Here is a 15199-nt window from a genome sequence, read left to right on the forward strand (position 1 = left end):
CTTGTTTCATTCGGCCACGAAAACGCCTTCGAGGCGGTCTTCGAGTTCGTCATTGGCTTCGCGTAAGGCGGCGAGCGTCTCTTCGTCGGGTTCCCACAGATGCCGGTCGCACGCCTCGAGCAGCCGGCCCGCGACGCGAGCGGAGCTTTTTGGATTGAGCTCAGCCAGGCGTCGGCGCATTTCCTCATCGAGCACGAAAGTCTCGCTGATCTTCTGGTAGACCCATGGCTGCACCTGACCGGTCGTTGCGGACCAGCCGAGCGTGTTGGTCACATGCATCTCGATATGCCGGACCCCTTCGAAACCGTGATCCAGCATGCCCTCGAACCATTTCGGATTGAGAGTGCGCGTGCGCGTTTCGAGGTCGATCTGTTCGGACAGCGTGCGCACTTTCGCGTTCCCGCGCGTGGCATCGAGAATGTAGACCGGCGCTTCTTCGCCCTTCGCCCGCGCGACCGAACGGCTCACCCCGCCAAGTCCGTCGACATATTGATCGAGATCGGTGATCCCGACCTCGACGCTTTCGAGGTTCTGGTATGTGAATTCGACGTCCTTGAGCGCGCTTTGCAGCAATTCGCGCTGCTGCATGGGCGCGCCGTGCACGCCGTAGGCAAAGCCCTTGTTGATTTCGAATGCGTTGGCAAGCTCATCAGGGTCGGCCCAAACGCCGCCATCGATCATCTGATTGACGTTCGCGCCATATGCGCCTTCGGCGTTGGAGAAGACCCGTAGAGCCGCCGTTTCGAGGTCGCATCCATGCGCTTCCTGATGGGCGAGGCTGTGCTTGCGAACGAAGTTGGCATTGGCCGGCTCATCCGCCTGGCTCGCGAGCAGAGCTGCTTCGGCAAGCATGCGTGTTTGCAGGGGCAGCAAGTCGCGGAAAATGCCGGAAAGCGTCATCACGACGTCGATGCGGGGACGGCCCAGCTGTTCGAGCGCGATCAGCTCGGCTCCGCAGAGGCGACCATAGCTGTCGCGCCGCGGCTTTGCTCCCATCAGCGTCATCGCCTGAGCGATCTGGACGCCTTCGGATTTCATGTTGTCCGTGCCCCAAAGCACCATCGCAATGCTCTCGGGGAAAGGTTTCCCGCTCTCGACGTGACGGGCGATCAGCCGCTCCGCCTGATCCTGCCCTTGCTGACAGGCATAGGCGCTGGGAATGAGGAAGGGATCGAAGCCGTGGATGTTGCGGCCGGTCGGAAGGACATCGGGGTTGGCCACGATGTCGCCGCCCGGTGCAGGCTGGACGTATCCGCCATCGAGTGCGTGGATCAGCGAACCGAGTTCGTCGCTCGCATCGAGTTTTTCACCCAGTTTCCCGCGATCGGCGTCATCGTCGCTCGACGCTTCGAGCATGGCGTCCAGCATGTCCTCGCGCTGCGCGCCTTCGGGATTGGAGCCTAGGACATGCAGTCCATGCGGGATGAGCGTTTCTTCGAGTTCGTAGAGCCTGCCGGAAAGGTCGCCGATGTCGCCGCATTCGATGTCCAGCGCATCGCATTGGTCGCGAATTATCTCGGCGAGATCGGCGCGTTCCGAATGGCCTTCGCCATCGTCCGCGGTGATCCGCCAGCGCTCGACACTGGCCTTGAGCTCGGTCAGCCCCTTGTAAAGTCCGGCCTGCGCGAGCGGCGGCGTCATGTAGCTGATCAGCGTCGCCGCGGAACGCCGCTTTGCCAGCATGCCTTCCGAAGGGTTGTTGGCGGCGTAGAGATAGTAATGCGGCAGATCGCCGATCAGCCGGTCGGGCCAGCAATCGCCGGTCATGCCCGCCTGCTTGCCTGGCATGAATTCGAGCGCGCCGTGCGTTCCGAAATGCAGCACGCTGTGCGCGCCGAAATCTTCGCGAATCCAGCGGTAGAATGCGCTGAAGGCGTGGGTCGGGGCGAAATTGCCTTCGAATAAGAGGCGCAGGGGATCGCCTTCGTAACCAAATGCAGGTTGGATACCGACGAACACATTCCCGAAATGCTGTCCCAGTACCTGGATGTGGCCACCATCGCTTTGCGCCTTGCCGGGCGCAGGGCCCCATTGCGCTTCGATCTCTGCCAGATGCGGTTCGCGCCGGACGTGATCGTCGGCAGCGATGCGCGCCGCGACATTCGCGTCTGCGCCGTACCGTTCGCAATTGCCCTTGAGCAGCATGTCGCGCAGCGCATCGACCGTTTCCGGCACATCGACGGAATAACCCTCGGCCGAGAGCCGTCTCAGCGTTGCATGGAGCGAGGCGTAGACCGACAGGAACGCCGCTGTTCCCGTTGCCCCCGCGTTCGGCGGGAAGTTGAAAAGGACGACGGCAAGCTTGCGCTCCGCCCGCTCGCTGCGGCGCAGTTCGATCAGCTTGCCGACCCGCGCGGCGAGGGCCTCGGTGCGTTCGGGGCAGCCCTGCATGGGGCGCAAATGATCCGACGCCGGGCGTTCACACCGACGATCGCAGCCATTGCACACGGCGCCTTCGCCGGCCCGTCCGCCGATGACGCTCGGTACGATGGACCCGTCGAGCTCGGGCAGGGCGACCATCATCGTCGCTTCGAGAGGCAGGAGGCCTTGCGGGCGTTCGCGCCATTCTTCGATCGTCTGAAACTCGATGGCGTGTGCGGCGAGATATGGAACATCCAGCGTGCCCAGGACTGCGCGGGCAGCCTCCGCATCGTTATAGGCCGGGCCTCCGACCAGTGAGAAACCGGTCAGATTGACGATGGCATCGACCACCGGCTGTCCATCCTGGTCGAGGAAGAATTTCTCGATCGCCGGACGCGCATCCAGCCCGCTGGCGAAGACGGGGACGACTTTCATGCCGGCCGCTTCGAACGATGCGATGGCGGCGTCGTAATGACCGCTATCGTGGCCAAGCAGGTAGGAGCGAAGCAGGATCAGGCCGACAGTCCCGCCCGGAGCCTTGTCGCGAGGCAGAACGCGCAGGCTTTCGGAAATGCGCTGCTTGCTGCGCGGGTGATAGACCCCGGTTTCGGGATACTCGAGCGGGGCCTCGGCCTTGGTGATCCCGCGCCGTCCTGCGCGCTCGCCCGCCGCATACCGATCGATCAGCGAACGCACCATCGCGATCACGTTTTCGTCTGAACCCGCGAGCCAATATTGCATCGTAAGGAAATAGGCGCGCACATCCTGGGCAGTGCCAGGAATGAACTTCAGGATTTTCGGAAGACGTCGCAGCATCTTCATCTGGCCCGCGCCGGAACTCGCCCCCTGCTTTTTCGACCCGCGCAGTTTCTTGAGCAGCGCCAGTGGACCCTTGGCAGGGGCATCCATGCTGTAGCCCCCCATGCGAGTGAGTTTCACGATCTCGCCTGCGGACATCAGGCAAACCATCGCGTCGCAATGTTCCCGGCGCGCTTCCAGTGTCGGCATGATGGCGCGGCAATGGTCGTCGAGGAACAGCATGGTCGCAATGACGATGTCGGCCTGCTCGATCGCCTGCTTCGCGGTTTCGAGCGAAGCTGTGTCGCGGTCCCAATCGGCGGCGGCATGCAGGCTGAGCGAGATGTTTTCTCGCGAGAGCGCGCTGCTTGCACGCTCGACCGCACCCTTCAGATGATTGTCGAGAGTGACGATCACGACCCGGACCGGCGCAGTCCTGTGCGCCATAATCGAGGCGGGCGCACTACCGGGCATAGTGGGCTTTCGCGTCATAGAGCGTCTCAAGGTCGATTTCCGCCCGGCCTTGGTCGAGTGCGAAAGCCTCTGTGTTGCGGCGGGCCTTGCCGCGCACGAAGAACGGGATTTTCTTCAATTCACGCTCGGCTTCGCTCGTCCATAGCGAACCGTCATTGGCAGCGAGGATCGGCTCTTCGACAAGATCGGCGTCGACGTTCGATGCATGCGCCATCGTCGGCCTGGGCGAATGCGCCGCATGATGCGATGCACCCGCCTCGTCGGAAAATTCGAAGTCCTCACGGAACATGGTGAGCAGGTGTTCTTCGAGACCCATGACCAGTGGGTGCACCCACGTATCGAAGATCACATTCGCGCCTTCGAAACCCATTTGCGGGGAATGCCGTGCGGGAAAATCCTGAACGTGGACGGGCGACGAGATCACCGCGCATGGAAGACCAAGCCGCTTGGCGATATGGCGCTCCATCTGTGTGCCAAGCACCAGTTCGGGCGATGCCGCCGCAATCGCGTCTTCAACCGCAAGATGGTCGTCCGTGATCAGCGGTTCGACACCGTGTTCTTTCGCAGCAGCACGAATCTCGCGGGCGAATTCTCGATTGTAGCAGCCGAGACCGCAGACCTCGAAACCGAGCTCGTCGCGAGCGATCCGGGCAGCGGCGACGGCGTGCGTAGCATCGCCGAAAATGAAGACACGCTTGCCGGTGAGGTAGGTCGAATCGACGCTCCGGCTCCACCAGGGCATCCGGGAATGATTGTCGCCGAGGGCAGGCGTGGGATCTGCACCTGCCAACTCGGCGACGTCGGTAATGAAAGCACGTGTGGCCCCCACTCCGATAGGGATGCTGCGAATGGCGGGCTGGCCGAATGTCTTTTCGAGCCAGCGTGCCGCTTCGTCAGCGATCTCTGGATAAAGTACGATGTTGAAATCGGCGGCGCCGATCTGCGTGATGTCTTGCGGTGTCGCGCCCAGCGGGGCGACGAGGTTCACTTCCACGCCGAGCGCATCGAGGATCTTACGGATTTCGACCAGGTCGTCGCGGTGGCGGAAGCCGAGAGCGCATGGTCCGAGGATGTTGGCGCGTGCCGCTCTGCCTTCGCGCTCAGGCCGCGTGATCGACTTGTCGGCCAGCGTGCGGACGATCTGGTAGAACGTCTCGGCAGCGCCCCAGTTCTCCTTGCGCTGATAGCTTGGCAGTTCGAGCGGGATCGCCGGACAGGGCAGGTCCATCGCTTCGCTCAGGCCAGCAGGATCGTCCTGAATCAGCTCGGCGGTGCACGACGCGCCGACGATCATCGCCTGTGGTTTGAACCGGTCGGCCGCTTCGCGTGCGGCAGTCTGGAAAAGTTCGGCCGTATCCTTGCCGAGATCGCGCGCTTCGAATGTCGTGTAGGTGACGGGCGGGCGTTTGCCGCGCCGCTCGATCATAGTGAAAAGCAGGTCCGCATAGGTGTCGCCCTGCGGGGCATGCAAAACGTAGTGCAGCTTTTCCATCGCCGTTGCGACGCGCATCGCGCCGACATGCGGAGGTCCCTCATAGGTCCAGACGGATAGCTGCATCGCCTATACCTCCAGCACGTCGCGCCGCCGGAGCGGGCGCGCAAAGAGTTCGGCGAGGTCGCCGGCCTGGTCGAAGCCGTGGATCGGCGAAAAGACGAGTTCGATCGCCCACTTGGTGCTGAGCCCTTCGGATTCGAGCGGATTGGCGAGACCAAGACCGCAAACTGTGAGGTCAGGCCTGTCCGCACGAACCCTGTCGAGCTGACGGTCCACGTCCTGGCCTTCGCTGATACGGGCCGACGGCGGGATCAGGTCCAGCTCCTGAGCGCAATGGCTGCGGTGCAGATAAGGCGTACCCACTTCGACAGGGATCATGTCCAGTTCGGTCGCGAGAAAACGGGCAAGCGGCACTTCGAGCTGCGAGTCCGGCAGGAAACTGATGCGCTTTCCTTCGAGTTGCGCCTTGGCATGCGAGATCGCGCGCTTGGCGCGCTCGCGGCCGGGCGCAATCACGCGGTTGAAGTGCATTTCGTCTATGTCGAAGGCGACAGCAGCAGCCTTGAGCCAGCTGGTCGTGCCCTCTGCGCCGAACGGGAACAATGCATCGAGCCTTTTCGCGCCGCGACCTTCAAGAGCCATCGCCGTTTCTGCGAGGAAGGGTTGAGCGAGAAGGTAGCGGGTGTTCGGACCGACGGAGGGAAGATCGCGGGCATTGCGGGCAGGCAGGCAACCGACACGTTCGATACCCAATTCTGCGAAGATACGCAGGAATTGGTCTTCGACGATGTCGGGAAGCGATCCCACGATCAGTAGGTCCAGCGCTGCGTCCGATGCGGCTGCAGGCATTTCCGGCACCAGCGCCGCGAGGCAGGCATCCTCGCCTTGGGTAAAGGTCGTCTCGATCCCGCTGCCCGAATAGTTGAGGATTCGAACCGCGGGCATGTGCTGCGCGCCAAGACGCTCGGCAGCCTTGGCAAGATCTAGCTTGATGACTTCGGAAGGACAGGAACCGACCAGAAACAGGGTCTTGATGTCCGGTCGGCGTTCCAGCAGCCGTCCGACCACTCGGTCGAGCTCGTCCTGGCAATCGACCATCCCGGCAAGATCGCGTTCTTCCATGATCGCCGTCGCGAAGCGCGGTTCGGCAAAGATCATCACGCCTGCTGCAGACTGCAGAAGATGTGCGCAGGTCCGTGAGCCAACCACCAGGAAGAAGGCATCCTGCATCTTGCGGTGGAGCCATACGATACCGGTAAGCCCGCAGAACACTTCGCGCTGGCCGCGTTCCCGCAGGATCGGGCGCTGCTCAGTGGTAGTCGGCTGGGCACAGCCAGTGAGGGTAGAAGCCGCGCTCATGCCGGAACCGCCTGAGGTTCGGAGGCTGCCTGAAGCCGTGCGGCGCGCAGCTTGAGAAGAAATTGCACGGCGTTCACCACATAGGCGGCGTAGGCGGCCAGCGCGACGAGCATACGCTCTTCAACGGTGCCGATCGCACCCAGCAACATCACGAGGTAAAGCGTGTGAAGCGCCAGAACGAGCATCGAGAACACGTCTTCCCAGAAGAACGCCGGGGCGAATAGCCATTTGCCGAACACGACCTTTTCCCAGATCGAGCCGGTGACCATGATGGTGTAGAGGACGAGCGTCTTGACCACGATCGAAAGGTCGGCCGCGAATGCGCCTTCGCCGGTCATCAAATAGCGGGTGACAAGCGCGAGGCTGGCGATGAAGACGAGGAATTGCAGCGGGGCAAGCACACCTTGAACGATGGTCCAGACAGACTCGTCACGGCGTTGCCGCTCATCCGCAGAATAGAGCGCTCCCTTAATCCCTGGACTGTCGTCTGTCCGCAGCGTCTCAGATGCGGAGGCGACTGGGGATGCATGATCCTGCCAAGTCATCTCTTCGAGACTACCTTTCCCTCACGACTCGATAACTACTCCATGACAACGTAAAGTGTCAATCAAAGTTGACGTCTTGTTTTGTTGACATCCTGGTTCGGCAGGGATGATTGCTCATTGTTTGAAAAAGGGGTAAGCCTGAGTCGCTGGCGGGAGAGAGGCTGGACATCTTCCGGCTCCATCAGCAGCGACGCGATCCGCGCCGTTCCCGGCATTGTGGACCGGGAGACTGGAGGGTCTGATGGCGAACACCAAGGGGAATGGCGTATTCGAGGCAGGTCAGGCTGCGCTACGAAAAGTGATCTCAAATCCATTGGGATTGCGAAAAACAGCACAGGCCGAACGCGATGAACGCGAAGCTGCTTTATCCGACGATTCAATCAACGCCATTATAGAAGGCGAGATCATTCCGCGTCTGCTCATGGCCCACGCGTCCGGAAGACCTTCCAGCCGTGCTGGCCGGGATGTCGGGATCGCGTCTTCCGACGCCAGCGATTTTGCGAAGCTCCCGATGAGCCTTGAAGCTGCGAATCTGATCGAGGAAGTCGACCGGTTTCTGGATGCAGGCGTAAGCGTCGAGACCATCTATCTCGATCTGCTCGCGCCGGCCGCAAGAAAACTCGGTGACATGTGGGAAAACGACGAATGCGATTTCGTCGACGTGACGATGGGGCTCTGGCGGTTGCAGGAAGTCATGCGCGATCTTGCCTCACGCGTTCCTCCACCGCCTTTGGAAGATAAGGCAAATCAACGCCGTGCGCTGTTTTCGGCCATGCCCGGCGACCAGCACAGTTTTGGTGCGCTGATGATCGACGAGGTGTTTTCGCGCGCCGGATGGCACAGCGAGGCGCTGCCCAATGGCGAGCGCCGGGAGCTGCTGGACCGCTTGGCCAGCAGCCACTTCGACGTGGCAGGATTGACCGTTTCCCGGCACTGCCCTAGCGCGACGATCACCAGTTTGATTACAGCCATGCGAAGCGTTTCAGCAAATCCGCACCTATCCGTTTTAATCGGCGGCAAGATGATCAATGACGATCATTCGATTGTCGCCCAAGTGGGAGCCGATGGGACCGGCGCCGACGCTCGTGATGCGCTTGAGGAGGCCGACAGACTGGTCCGATCGAAGCCAGTGCGAGCGCAAGCTATGCGCTAACCGGGACCATGAATGCTAACACGTAAGCACAGTATCGAAGGCAAGCACCCATTCGGCAAGGCGGCTGAACTCTTCAACAGCCTCGACGCCGACGCCGCGATGAAACTGGCCATGGTGGCCGGTGACGTCACGCTGGTACTCGACGATGCTGGCACGATCCTCGACGCAGCCTTCGATCCCTCCGATTTCCCCGAGCTGGACGACTGGGTCGGAACCAACTGGATCGAGACCGTCACCGAGGAAAGCCGGTCCAAAGTCATGGAAATGCTGGCCGCCGCACGCCGCGGCGAGGTGCAGCACTGGCGGCAGGTCAATCATCCCACGCGAAAGGGCGATGTACCGATCCGCTATGCGGTGCTGAGCGTGAATGGCGGCGAGCATCGCATCGCTTTCGGGCGCGATTTGCGTGACGCGGGGCGGCATCAGCAGCGCCTGCTCCAGGTCCAGCAATCGCTGGAGCGCGATTATCTGCGCATGCGCCAACTCGAAGCCCGCTATCGGATGCTGTTCGAACTTTCTTCGGAAGCGGTGCTGATCGTCGAAGCATCGACGCTGCGGATCAGGGAAGCCAATCCGGCTGCGCATTCGATGACAGGGTACCGGGCTGGCTCGCTGCCCGGAAAGAAGCTGCCGAGCCTGATGGACAAAAGCTCGCGAGATGCGCTTCAGGCACTTGCGGGATCTGCGATGGCCTCCGACGCGGTGGCGCCGATCGAGCTTCGGCTGGCAAAAGGATCGCGGCTCGTAAACGCCGCAATCACCGGTTTCACGCAGGACAGAGGGCAGTTCCTGCTGCTGAGACTGACGCCATCGGGCGATAGCGACGACAAGGTGGATTCGCCGCTGTTCGACCTGATCGACTGCATGCCCGATGCCTTCGTCATGGCAAATGCCAATCTTGAAATCATCAGCGCAAACCACGCCTTCGTCGAACTGGTCCACGCGGCAAGCGTCGACCAGCTCCGCGGCAAGCACCTGTCCGAGACGATCGGCAGGCCGGGCATCGACCTCGATCTGATCGAGGGGCAGATCGATCAACACGGAGCCGCGCGAAACGTGAGCACGGTGCTGCGGGCGGGCGGAGAGCCCGACGGCGAGCCTGTCGAGCTTTCGGCTGTTCGCAGCAGCGGGGACGAATCTCTCTATGCCTTCGTCATCAGGCCCATCGGTCGGCGGTTGCGCGACCTGCCGCCCGGGGCTGAAGATCTGCCGCGCTCGGTCGAGCAATTGACCGATCTTGTGGGCCGTATGTCGCTCAAGGACATCGTTCGGGAATCGACGGACCTGATCGAGCGACTGTGCATCGAAGCCGCCCTGAACTACACTTCAGACAACCGTGCGTCGGCGGCGGAAATCCTGGGGCTGTCGCGCCAGAGCCTCTATTCTAAGCTGCACCGTTATGGCCTGGGCAACCTGCCATCCGACCCTGACGAAGGCGGCTGAGGCACGCCGAAATACAGTCAGGCGAAAACCTCAAATGGCCAGGGCTGCCATGCGCGCAGCGCCCAAGACGTCACGCTGACGCGACACCTCCCTGTCAACATCCGCATGACGGCAAAAAGCCCCGATAGTGCGAAGTCTGATGAGTTTTGCGCAATCGAGGGCGAATAGTGTCAATTTAATTTGACGCCCACGACTGTCAGGCATAGCCTTCATCCATGGAACGCTCCGCGGTATCGACTCGCCCTGCGCCGATTCCGGCGCTCCGCGATGTCGTCCAGCTCCTGAAACCAATCACGTGGTTCCCGCCCATGTGGGCATTCATGTGCGGTGCAGTTTCGTCCGGCGTCGGGCTCGATGGCCGCTGGCTGTTCGTACTTGGCGGCATTCTCCTTGCAGGACCGTTGGTATGCGGGACGAGCCAGGCGGTGAACGACTGGTTCGACCGCGATGTCGATGCCATCAACGAACCGAACCGCCCCATTCCATCAGGCCGGATTGCAGGGCGCTGGGGGCTGTATATCGCTCTCATCGGGACGGCCATTTCCGCGGCCGTCGCGTGGATGCTCGGCATCTGGGTGTTTATCGCCGCGCTGGTCGGCCTCGCACTCGCGTGGGGATACAGTGCACCGCCATTCCGGTTTAAGACGAGCGGCTGGACCGGCCCAGCCGTGGTCGGACTGACTTATGAAGGCCTGAGCTGGTTCACCGGGGCGACCGTGATGCTGGGCGCTTTGCCGTCGTCGCAGGTTCTGATCGTGCTGGTGCTATATAGCCTCGGCGCGCACGGCATCATGACATTGAACGATTTCAAGGCAGTCGAAGGTGACCGTGCAACCGGTCTCAAATCGCTGCCGGTGACGATGGGAGTGGCCGGTGCCGCCAGATTCGCCTGCGCAGTCATGGCGGTGGCACAGATCATCGTCATCGCGCTGTTGGCGCGGTGGGGCCATGTCATCTCGGCGGTGCTGGTTGGCGGCGTGTTGGCCGCACAGTTCACCGCAATGCCGCGCCTGCTGCGCGATCCGAAGAAATATGCGCCGTGGTACAACGCCGTCGGCGTGACCCTCTACGTGTTCGGCATGCTCGCTGCCGCGCTTGGCCTTGGTGGATATCTGTGATGGCCGGAGCGCGCGCCTCGACACAGGGCCTGGGCTGGCTTGCAATAGTTCGGATCGGACTTGTCCAGGCGTCGATTGGCGCGATGGTCATGCTCACGACGACGGTGCTCAACCGTTTGATGGTCGTCGAATACGCGCTGGCTGCGGGAATTCCAGCGGGGCTCGTCGGCTGGCATTATGCGGTGCAATTGTGCCGCCCGCTCTGGGGTCACGGATCCGATAAGGGCAGAAGCCGAGCCGTTTGGATCGTCGGTGGTATCATGGTCCTCGCTGTCGGTGCGATCATGGCGGTGCAGAGCACTCTTTTGATGAGTGACGATTTCACGGCCGCGATGATCCTCGGCGTGCTGGCTTACACTTTGATCGGAATTGGCGTCGGTGCGAGCGGAACATCCGCGCTGGCGCTTCTCGCATCCGGCGTAGCGCCCGAACGCCGCGCTGCCGCTGCTGCCGTCACATGGATCATGATGGTCGCCGGCATCGTTGTTTCCGCCATTACGGTTGGCGCACTCTTGCAGCCATATTCTCCCGAGCGATTGTTCATCGTGGCATCGGGCCTGCTGATGACTTGCGTGGCTGTGACCGCGCTGGCGGTGTTCCGACTGGAGCCGCGCGGCGGGATCGGCGCTCACGATTTCGCACAAACCGCGAAAGCGGGACCTTCGCCCAGTTTTGGAGAAGCGCTGCGTGAAATCCTTCACGAGAAAGCGGCGCGGCGCTTCACCGTATTCATCTTCGTCTCGATGATGGCGTTTAACATGCAGGACCTGATCCTCGAACCGTTCGCGGGACTGGTATTCGGGATGACGCCGGGCCAGTCGACCCAGCTCGGAGGAATGCAGAGCGGCGGAGTGCTGGCAGGCATGATCGTTGCAGGCATTGGCGGCAGCGCCTTTGCCGGGCGGATGCCGGTTGAGCTTCGACACTGGATCGTATTCGGCTGCCTCGGCTCCGCGCTCGCACTGACGAGTCTCTCGATGGCCGCCATCGTCGGTCCGGGCTGGCCGATCGCGGCAAATGTGTTCGCGCTTGGTTTCTGCAACGGGCTGTTCGCTGTCGCGGCCATCGGTGCGATGATGGGCCTGGCCGGCGCGGGGAAGAAAACCCGCGAGGGCGTCCGCATGGGCGTCTGGGGCGCGGCGCAGGCGATTGCATTCGGCCTCGGTGGATTGATCGGCGCCCTCGGCGTGGACGCCGCACGCCGTGCGCTCGCCACTGACGGCAGTGCTTTCCAGCTAATTTTCGCCATTGAAGCGGCGCTATTCGTGCTTGCCGCCATACTCGCGGTTCGCGCCACCAGCGCGGGCGCGCAGACAGCACATCAAAACGAGAGGGGCCTGGAAACAGCAGGCGAGGGAGAGGTGTTCGCATGAACGAGACAATCTATGATGCAGTTGTCGTGGGCGGGGGACCGTGCGGGGCGACCACCGCAGCAGACCTGGCTCTGGCCGGCCATTCCGTTTTGCTGATGGAGCGAGGCGGGCGGATCAAACCGTGCGGCGGTGCCGTACCACCGCGAATGCTCGAGGATTTCGACATCCCGCAAAGCCTGCTCGTTGCGCGCGCGCGCTGTGCCCGCATGATCGCGCCGTCCGGGCGATCGGTCGACATGCCGGTCGGTGAGATCGGCTATGTTGGCATGGTCGATCGCGACGAATTCGATGAATGGCTTCGCGAACGCGCGCGTATGTCGGGTGCAGAACGCCTCAGCGCGGTTTTCGAAAAGGTTGAACGCGATGACAATCCCCATCCGCTCGTGACTTTCCGGAGGAAGCGCGGCGGGCCGATCGAGCGAGTGCGTGCGCGCTGCATTATCGGAGCCGACGGAGCGCGGTCATCGGTAGCCAAACAGTGTCTTCCCGGTGCGGAGCGGGTGAAATGCGTCTTCGCCTATCACGAGATCATAAAGTCGCCCGCCAATGACGGCGAAGCTTTCGACGCCAATCGCTGCGATGTGTTCTATCAAGGGAAGCTCTCGCCCGATTTCTACGCTTGGGTGTTCCCGCACGGCGAGACGGCGAGCATCGGCGTGGGCAGTGCGAACAAGGGGTTCTCGCTGCGCGGGGCGGTTTCGCAAATGCGCACCGAGCTGGACCTGACGCGGTGTGAAACCGTGCGCCGCGAAGGCGCGCCGATCCCGCTCAAACCGCTCAAGCGCTGGGACAATGGCAAGGATGTCATCGTCGCCGGTGATGCGGCGGGCATCGTCGCTCCTGCATCCGGTGAAGGGATTTATTACGCGATGACCGGCGGACGCTATGTTGCCGATGCCGCGAGCGAATTCCTGAAAACGGGAGAGGCCAAAGCGCTCAAACGCGCGCGCAGCCGTTTCATGAAAGAGCATGGCCGGGTGTTCTGGATCCTCGGGATGATGCAGTATTTCTGGTATTCGAGCGACAAGCGCCGCGAGCGTTTCGTGACGATGTGCGACGACAAGGATGTGCAGCAACTCACGTGGCAGGCGTATATGAACAAGAAGCTGGTGCGCAAGAAACCGATGGCGCATGTAAAAATCTTCTTGAAAGATTGCGCGCACCTCTTGGGAATGCGGGCCGCCACGCGCTAAGATCCATCCCATGAAGGGCAGCTGGTTTCTCACAGTGTTGGTCGCGACCATCGCGGCAGGATGCGTTGCGGCTTTGGGCGCGACTATCACCGATCTCGGGCCGTGGTATCAGGGGCTTCAGAAACCAAGCTGGAACCCGCCCGACGGGCTCTTCCCGATTGTTTGGACGATCATCTACGCTCTGATCTGGGTTTCCGGCATCACCGCGTGGCGTGCGGCTCCCAATAGCGCGAGCGCGCAATGGGTGATCAGCCTGTTCGCGCTCAATGGCTTCCTCAACATCACCTGGAGCCTGCTGTTCTTTCGCTTGCAGCGGCCAGACTGGGCTATGATCGAGCTTGTGTTCTTATGGCTCTCCATCCTGGCGCTCATTGTTTATTGCGGGCGGTTCTCGCGGCTCGCAGCGGCGCTGCTGGTTCCTTACCTGATATGGGTCGGCATTGCAGGCGCGCTGAATTGGGCAATCATCGATCTCAACGGTCCATTCGGTTGACGCAAGGCTGTGCTGCCAAGGCGCGGCGTAAGCGCAGCGGATCAGGCAGGAACGGTTAATGGCTTGGTTTTTCCAATCCGGACATGCGGGAGACCTGATCCTCCTTGTACTGGCCGGAGAAGCGCTTTGGCTGAGGCTGCGCGGTTGGCGCTGGGCAGAAATCGCGGGGCTGCTTGGACCTGCCGTGCTGATTGTTCTTGGCTTGCGCGCAGCTCTGGTAGGTGCGGAGTGGTATTGGGTCGCAGCGCCGCTTGCCCTGTCGCTCCCGCTTCACCTGTTCGATCTGCGAATGCGGGCGAAAGCTCACCGCTGACCTGGACACGGTGCGCACCGAGTAGCGCCGAATCTCAACGGCGGTCATCGCCGCACAAATGAAAAGCCCGGCACCGCATATCGCGGGCCGGGCTTTTTCTTATGCCGACGGGTAGAGCATGTGCCGGAGCTCTGTCACTCTACCCTCCCGGGCGCATCATTTGGGAGCGTAGTAATGCTCCTGCGCCCATACGTACCAGTTATCGACCACCGTTCCGGTCAGCAGAATGCCAATGCCGCCCGTGAAGGTTGTAAGCACCGCAAACCACCAGGCCCAGCGGTGGATCGATTCCATCGTGGCGTTGAAACCCATGGTCCAGCGCCAGAACAGACCCGCCCGTTCCGAGGCTGTGCCGCGGTCGGTGATCTGTTCGATCTCTCGTTCACCGCCATAGCGGCCCACCGCAAGGATAGTTGCACCGTGCATCGCGAACAGCACGGCCGAACCGTAAAGGAATACGATCGAAAGCGCGTGGAACGGATTGTAGAACAGGTTGCCGTGGATCAGCGAGAAATTGTTCGTCCAGTCGAGGTGCGAGAACACACCGTAAGGAACCGCCTCGGCCCAGCTGCCGAGCAGGAGCGGGCGGATGAAGCCCAGCACCAGGAACAGCCAGATCGCGCTCGCGAAAGCCCACGGGATGTGCATGCCCATGCCGAGCATTTTCGCCCGGCGATAGGTCCGCGCCCACCAAGCAAGCACCGAGATGGTGAGGAACGCGCCGGTCAGGATGAACCAACCGCCCTCGTTCAGCGGCACGAACGGGCTGAAGCCGTACTCCGGTCCCGGAGGGTCAAGCGAGAGCCAGAACAGCTCGCGCATGAAAGTCTGCGGACTCCAGCCTGCCTCGGCCCAGAAATTGAGACCGATGATCATGATCGCAGCTGCCCCGAAAGCCAGCGAGATCACTCCTAGCGTGCCCAGATAGATCGGTCCGAACTGCGCCTGTCCGATCTTGCCCAGCCAGTAATTGTATCCGGTGGACGGGATGCGGATGTCTTCGCCCGGCGGCAGCGGTACGCCCATTTCGGGCGGACCCTTTAGCTGCACCTGAGTGAAAATGTTTTGATAGGTAGCCATA

Annotated in this window: 12 protein-coding genes; 7 read left to right on the forward strand and 5 right to left on the reverse strand. The window is 61.9% G+C overall.

Annotated elements, in window-relative coordinates:
• Positions 1 to 6: 6 nt before the first annotated feature.
• Genes KCG45_RS09365 through bchF form a run of 4 tightly spaced genes read right to left on the reverse strand, consistent with a single transcriptional unit; the run spans position 7 to position 7032 of the window.
• Positions 7 to 3633, reverse strand: a complete 3627-nt coding sequence (locus KCG45_RS09365) for a magnesium chelatase subunit H (RefSeq protein ID WP_439648926.1) — start codon at positions 3631 to 3633, stop codon at positions 7 to 9.
• Complete coding sequence (bchB, locus tag KCG45_RS09370; protein WP_218316989.1) at positions 3623 to 5191, reverse strand: ferredoxin:protochlorophyllide reductase (ATP-dependent) subunit B; 1569 nt, start codon at positions 5189 to 5191, stop codon at positions 3623 to 3625. Before bchB ends, KCG45_RS09365 begins: the two co-directional genes overlap by 11 nt.
• 3 nt (positions 5192 to 5194) lie before the next feature.
• On the reverse strand, positions 5195 to 6487 hold the full coding sequence (locus KCG45_RS09375; RefSeq protein WP_218316990.1) for a ferredoxin:protochlorophyllide reductase (ATP-dependent) subunit N: 1293 nt from the start codon (positions 6485 to 6487) through the stop codon (positions 5195 to 5197).
• The gene (gene bchF / locus KCG45_RS09380; protein ID WP_218316991.1) at positions 6484 to 7032 is read right to left on the reverse strand and encodes a 2-vinyl bacteriochlorophyllide hydratase; all 549 of its coding nucleotides are present in this window, start codon (positions 7030 to 7032) and stop codon (positions 6484 to 6486) included. Before bchF ends, KCG45_RS09375 begins: the two co-directional genes overlap by 4 nt.
• A 241-nt stretch (positions 7033 to 7273) precedes the next feature.
• Between bchF and KCG45_RS09385 the strand changes: the two genes are divergently transcribed.
• The 7 genes from KCG45_RS09385 to KCG45_RS09415 all read left to right on the forward strand — a co-directional run bounded on the left by KCG45_RS09385 (position 7274) and on the right by KCG45_RS09415 (position 14118).
• Complete coding sequence (locus tag KCG45_RS09385; RefSeq protein ID WP_218316992.1) at positions 7274 to 8185, forward strand: cobalamin B12-binding domain-containing protein; 912 nt, start codon at positions 7274 to 7276, stop codon at positions 8183 to 8185.
• A 12-nt stretch (positions 8186 to 8197) separates the two neighbouring features.
• Positions 8198 to 9628, forward strand: a complete 1431-nt coding sequence (gene ppsR / locus KCG45_RS09390) for a transcriptional regulator PpsR (protein WP_218316993.1) — start codon at positions 8198 to 8200, stop codon at positions 9626 to 9628.
• A gap of 215 nt (positions 9629 to 9843) precedes the next feature.
• A complete protein-coding gene (gene chlG / locus KCG45_RS09395) occupies positions 9844 to 10746 on the forward strand; it encodes a chlorophyll synthase ChlG (protein WP_218316994.1) in 903 nt (300 codons plus the stop codon).
• On the forward strand, positions 10746 to 12119 hold the full coding sequence (locus tag KCG45_RS09400; RefSeq protein WP_218316995.1) for a BCD family MFS transporter: 1374 nt from the start codon (positions 10746 to 10748) through the stop codon (positions 12117 to 12119). Before chlG ends, KCG45_RS09400 begins: the two co-directional genes overlap by 1 nt.
• Entirely contained in the window at positions 12116 to 13312 is a 1197-nt protein-coding gene (locus KCG45_RS09405) for a geranylgeranyl diphosphate reductase (RefSeq protein ID WP_218316996.1), read from the forward strand. Before KCG45_RS09400 ends, KCG45_RS09405 begins: the two co-directional genes overlap by 4 nt.
• 10 nt (positions 13313 to 13322) lie before the next feature.
• On the forward strand, positions 13323 to 13805 hold the full coding sequence (locus KCG45_RS09410; RefSeq protein WP_218316997.1) for a TspO/MBR family protein: 483 nt from the start codon (positions 13323 to 13325) through the stop codon (positions 13803 to 13805).
• Between the two features lie 58 nt (positions 13806 to 13863).
• Complete coding sequence (locus tag KCG45_RS09415) at positions 13864 to 14118, forward strand: hypothetical protein (RefSeq protein ID WP_218316998.1); 255 nt, start codon at positions 13864 to 13866, stop codon at positions 14116 to 14118.
• Positions 14119 to 14274: 156 nt separating this feature from the next.
• On the opposite strand, the gene pufM is transcribed toward KCG45_RS09415, so the two are convergent.
• Entirely contained in the window at positions 14275 to 15198 is a 924-nt protein-coding gene (gene pufM / locus KCG45_RS09420; RefSeq protein WP_218316999.1) for a photosynthetic reaction center subunit M, read from the reverse strand.
• Between the last annotated feature and the right edge of the window lies 1 nt (position 15199).

The sequence above is a fragment of the Erythrobacter ani genome, from assembly GCF_019204025.1.
In the GTDB taxonomy this organism is placed as follows: domain Bacteria; phylum Pseudomonadota; class Alphaproteobacteria; order Sphingomonadales; family Sphingomonadaceae; genus Erythrobacter; species Erythrobacter ani.

Bases quoted from the DNA above. Each gene is read 5' to 3' on its own strand.
- KCG45_RS09365 (WP_439648926.1), bottom strand. From the start codon at position 3,633: ATGCCCGGTAGTGCGCCCGCCTCGATTATGGCGCACAGGACTGCGCCG.
- bchB (WP_218316989.1), bottom strand. From the start codon at position 5,191: ATGCAGCTATCCGTCTGGACCTATGAGGGACCTCCGCATGTCGGCGCG.
- KCG45_RS09375 (WP_218316990.1), bottom strand. From the start codon at position 6,487: ATGAGCGCGGCTTCTACCCTCACTGGCTGTGCCCAGCCGACTACCACT.
- bchF (WP_218316991.1), bottom strand. From the start codon at position 7,032: ATGACTTGGCAGGATCATGCATCCCCAGTCGCCTCCGCATCTGAGACG.
- KCG45_RS09385 (WP_218316992.1), top strand. From the start codon at position 7,274: ATGGCGAACACCAAGGGGAATGGCGTATTCGAGGCAGGTCAGGCTGCG.
- ppsR (WP_218316993.1), top strand. From the start codon at position 8,198: ATGCTAACACGTAAGCACAGTATCGAAGGCAAGCACCCATTCGGCAAG.
- chlG (WP_218316994.1), top strand. From the start codon at position 9,844: ATGGAACGCTCCGCGGTATCGACTCGCCCTGCGCCGATTCCGGCGCTC.
- KCG45_RS09400 (WP_218316995.1), top strand. From the start codon at position 10,746: ATGGCCGGAGCGCGCGCCTCGACACAGGGCCTGGGCTGGCTTGCAATA.
- KCG45_RS09405 (WP_218316996.1), top strand. From the start codon at position 12,116: ATGAACGAGACAATCTATGATGCAGTTGTCGTGGGCGGGGGACCGTGC.
- KCG45_RS09410 (WP_218316997.1), top strand. From the start codon at position 13,323: ATGAAGGGCAGCTGGTTTCTCACAGTGTTGGTCGCGACCATCGCGGCA.
- KCG45_RS09415 (WP_218316998.1), top strand. From the start codon at position 13,864: ATGGCTTGGTTTTTCCAATCCGGACATGCGGGAGACCTGATCCTCCTT.
- pufM (WP_218316999.1), bottom strand. From the start codon at position 15,198: ATGGCTACCTATCAAAACATTTTCACTCAGGTGCAGCTAAAGGGTCCG.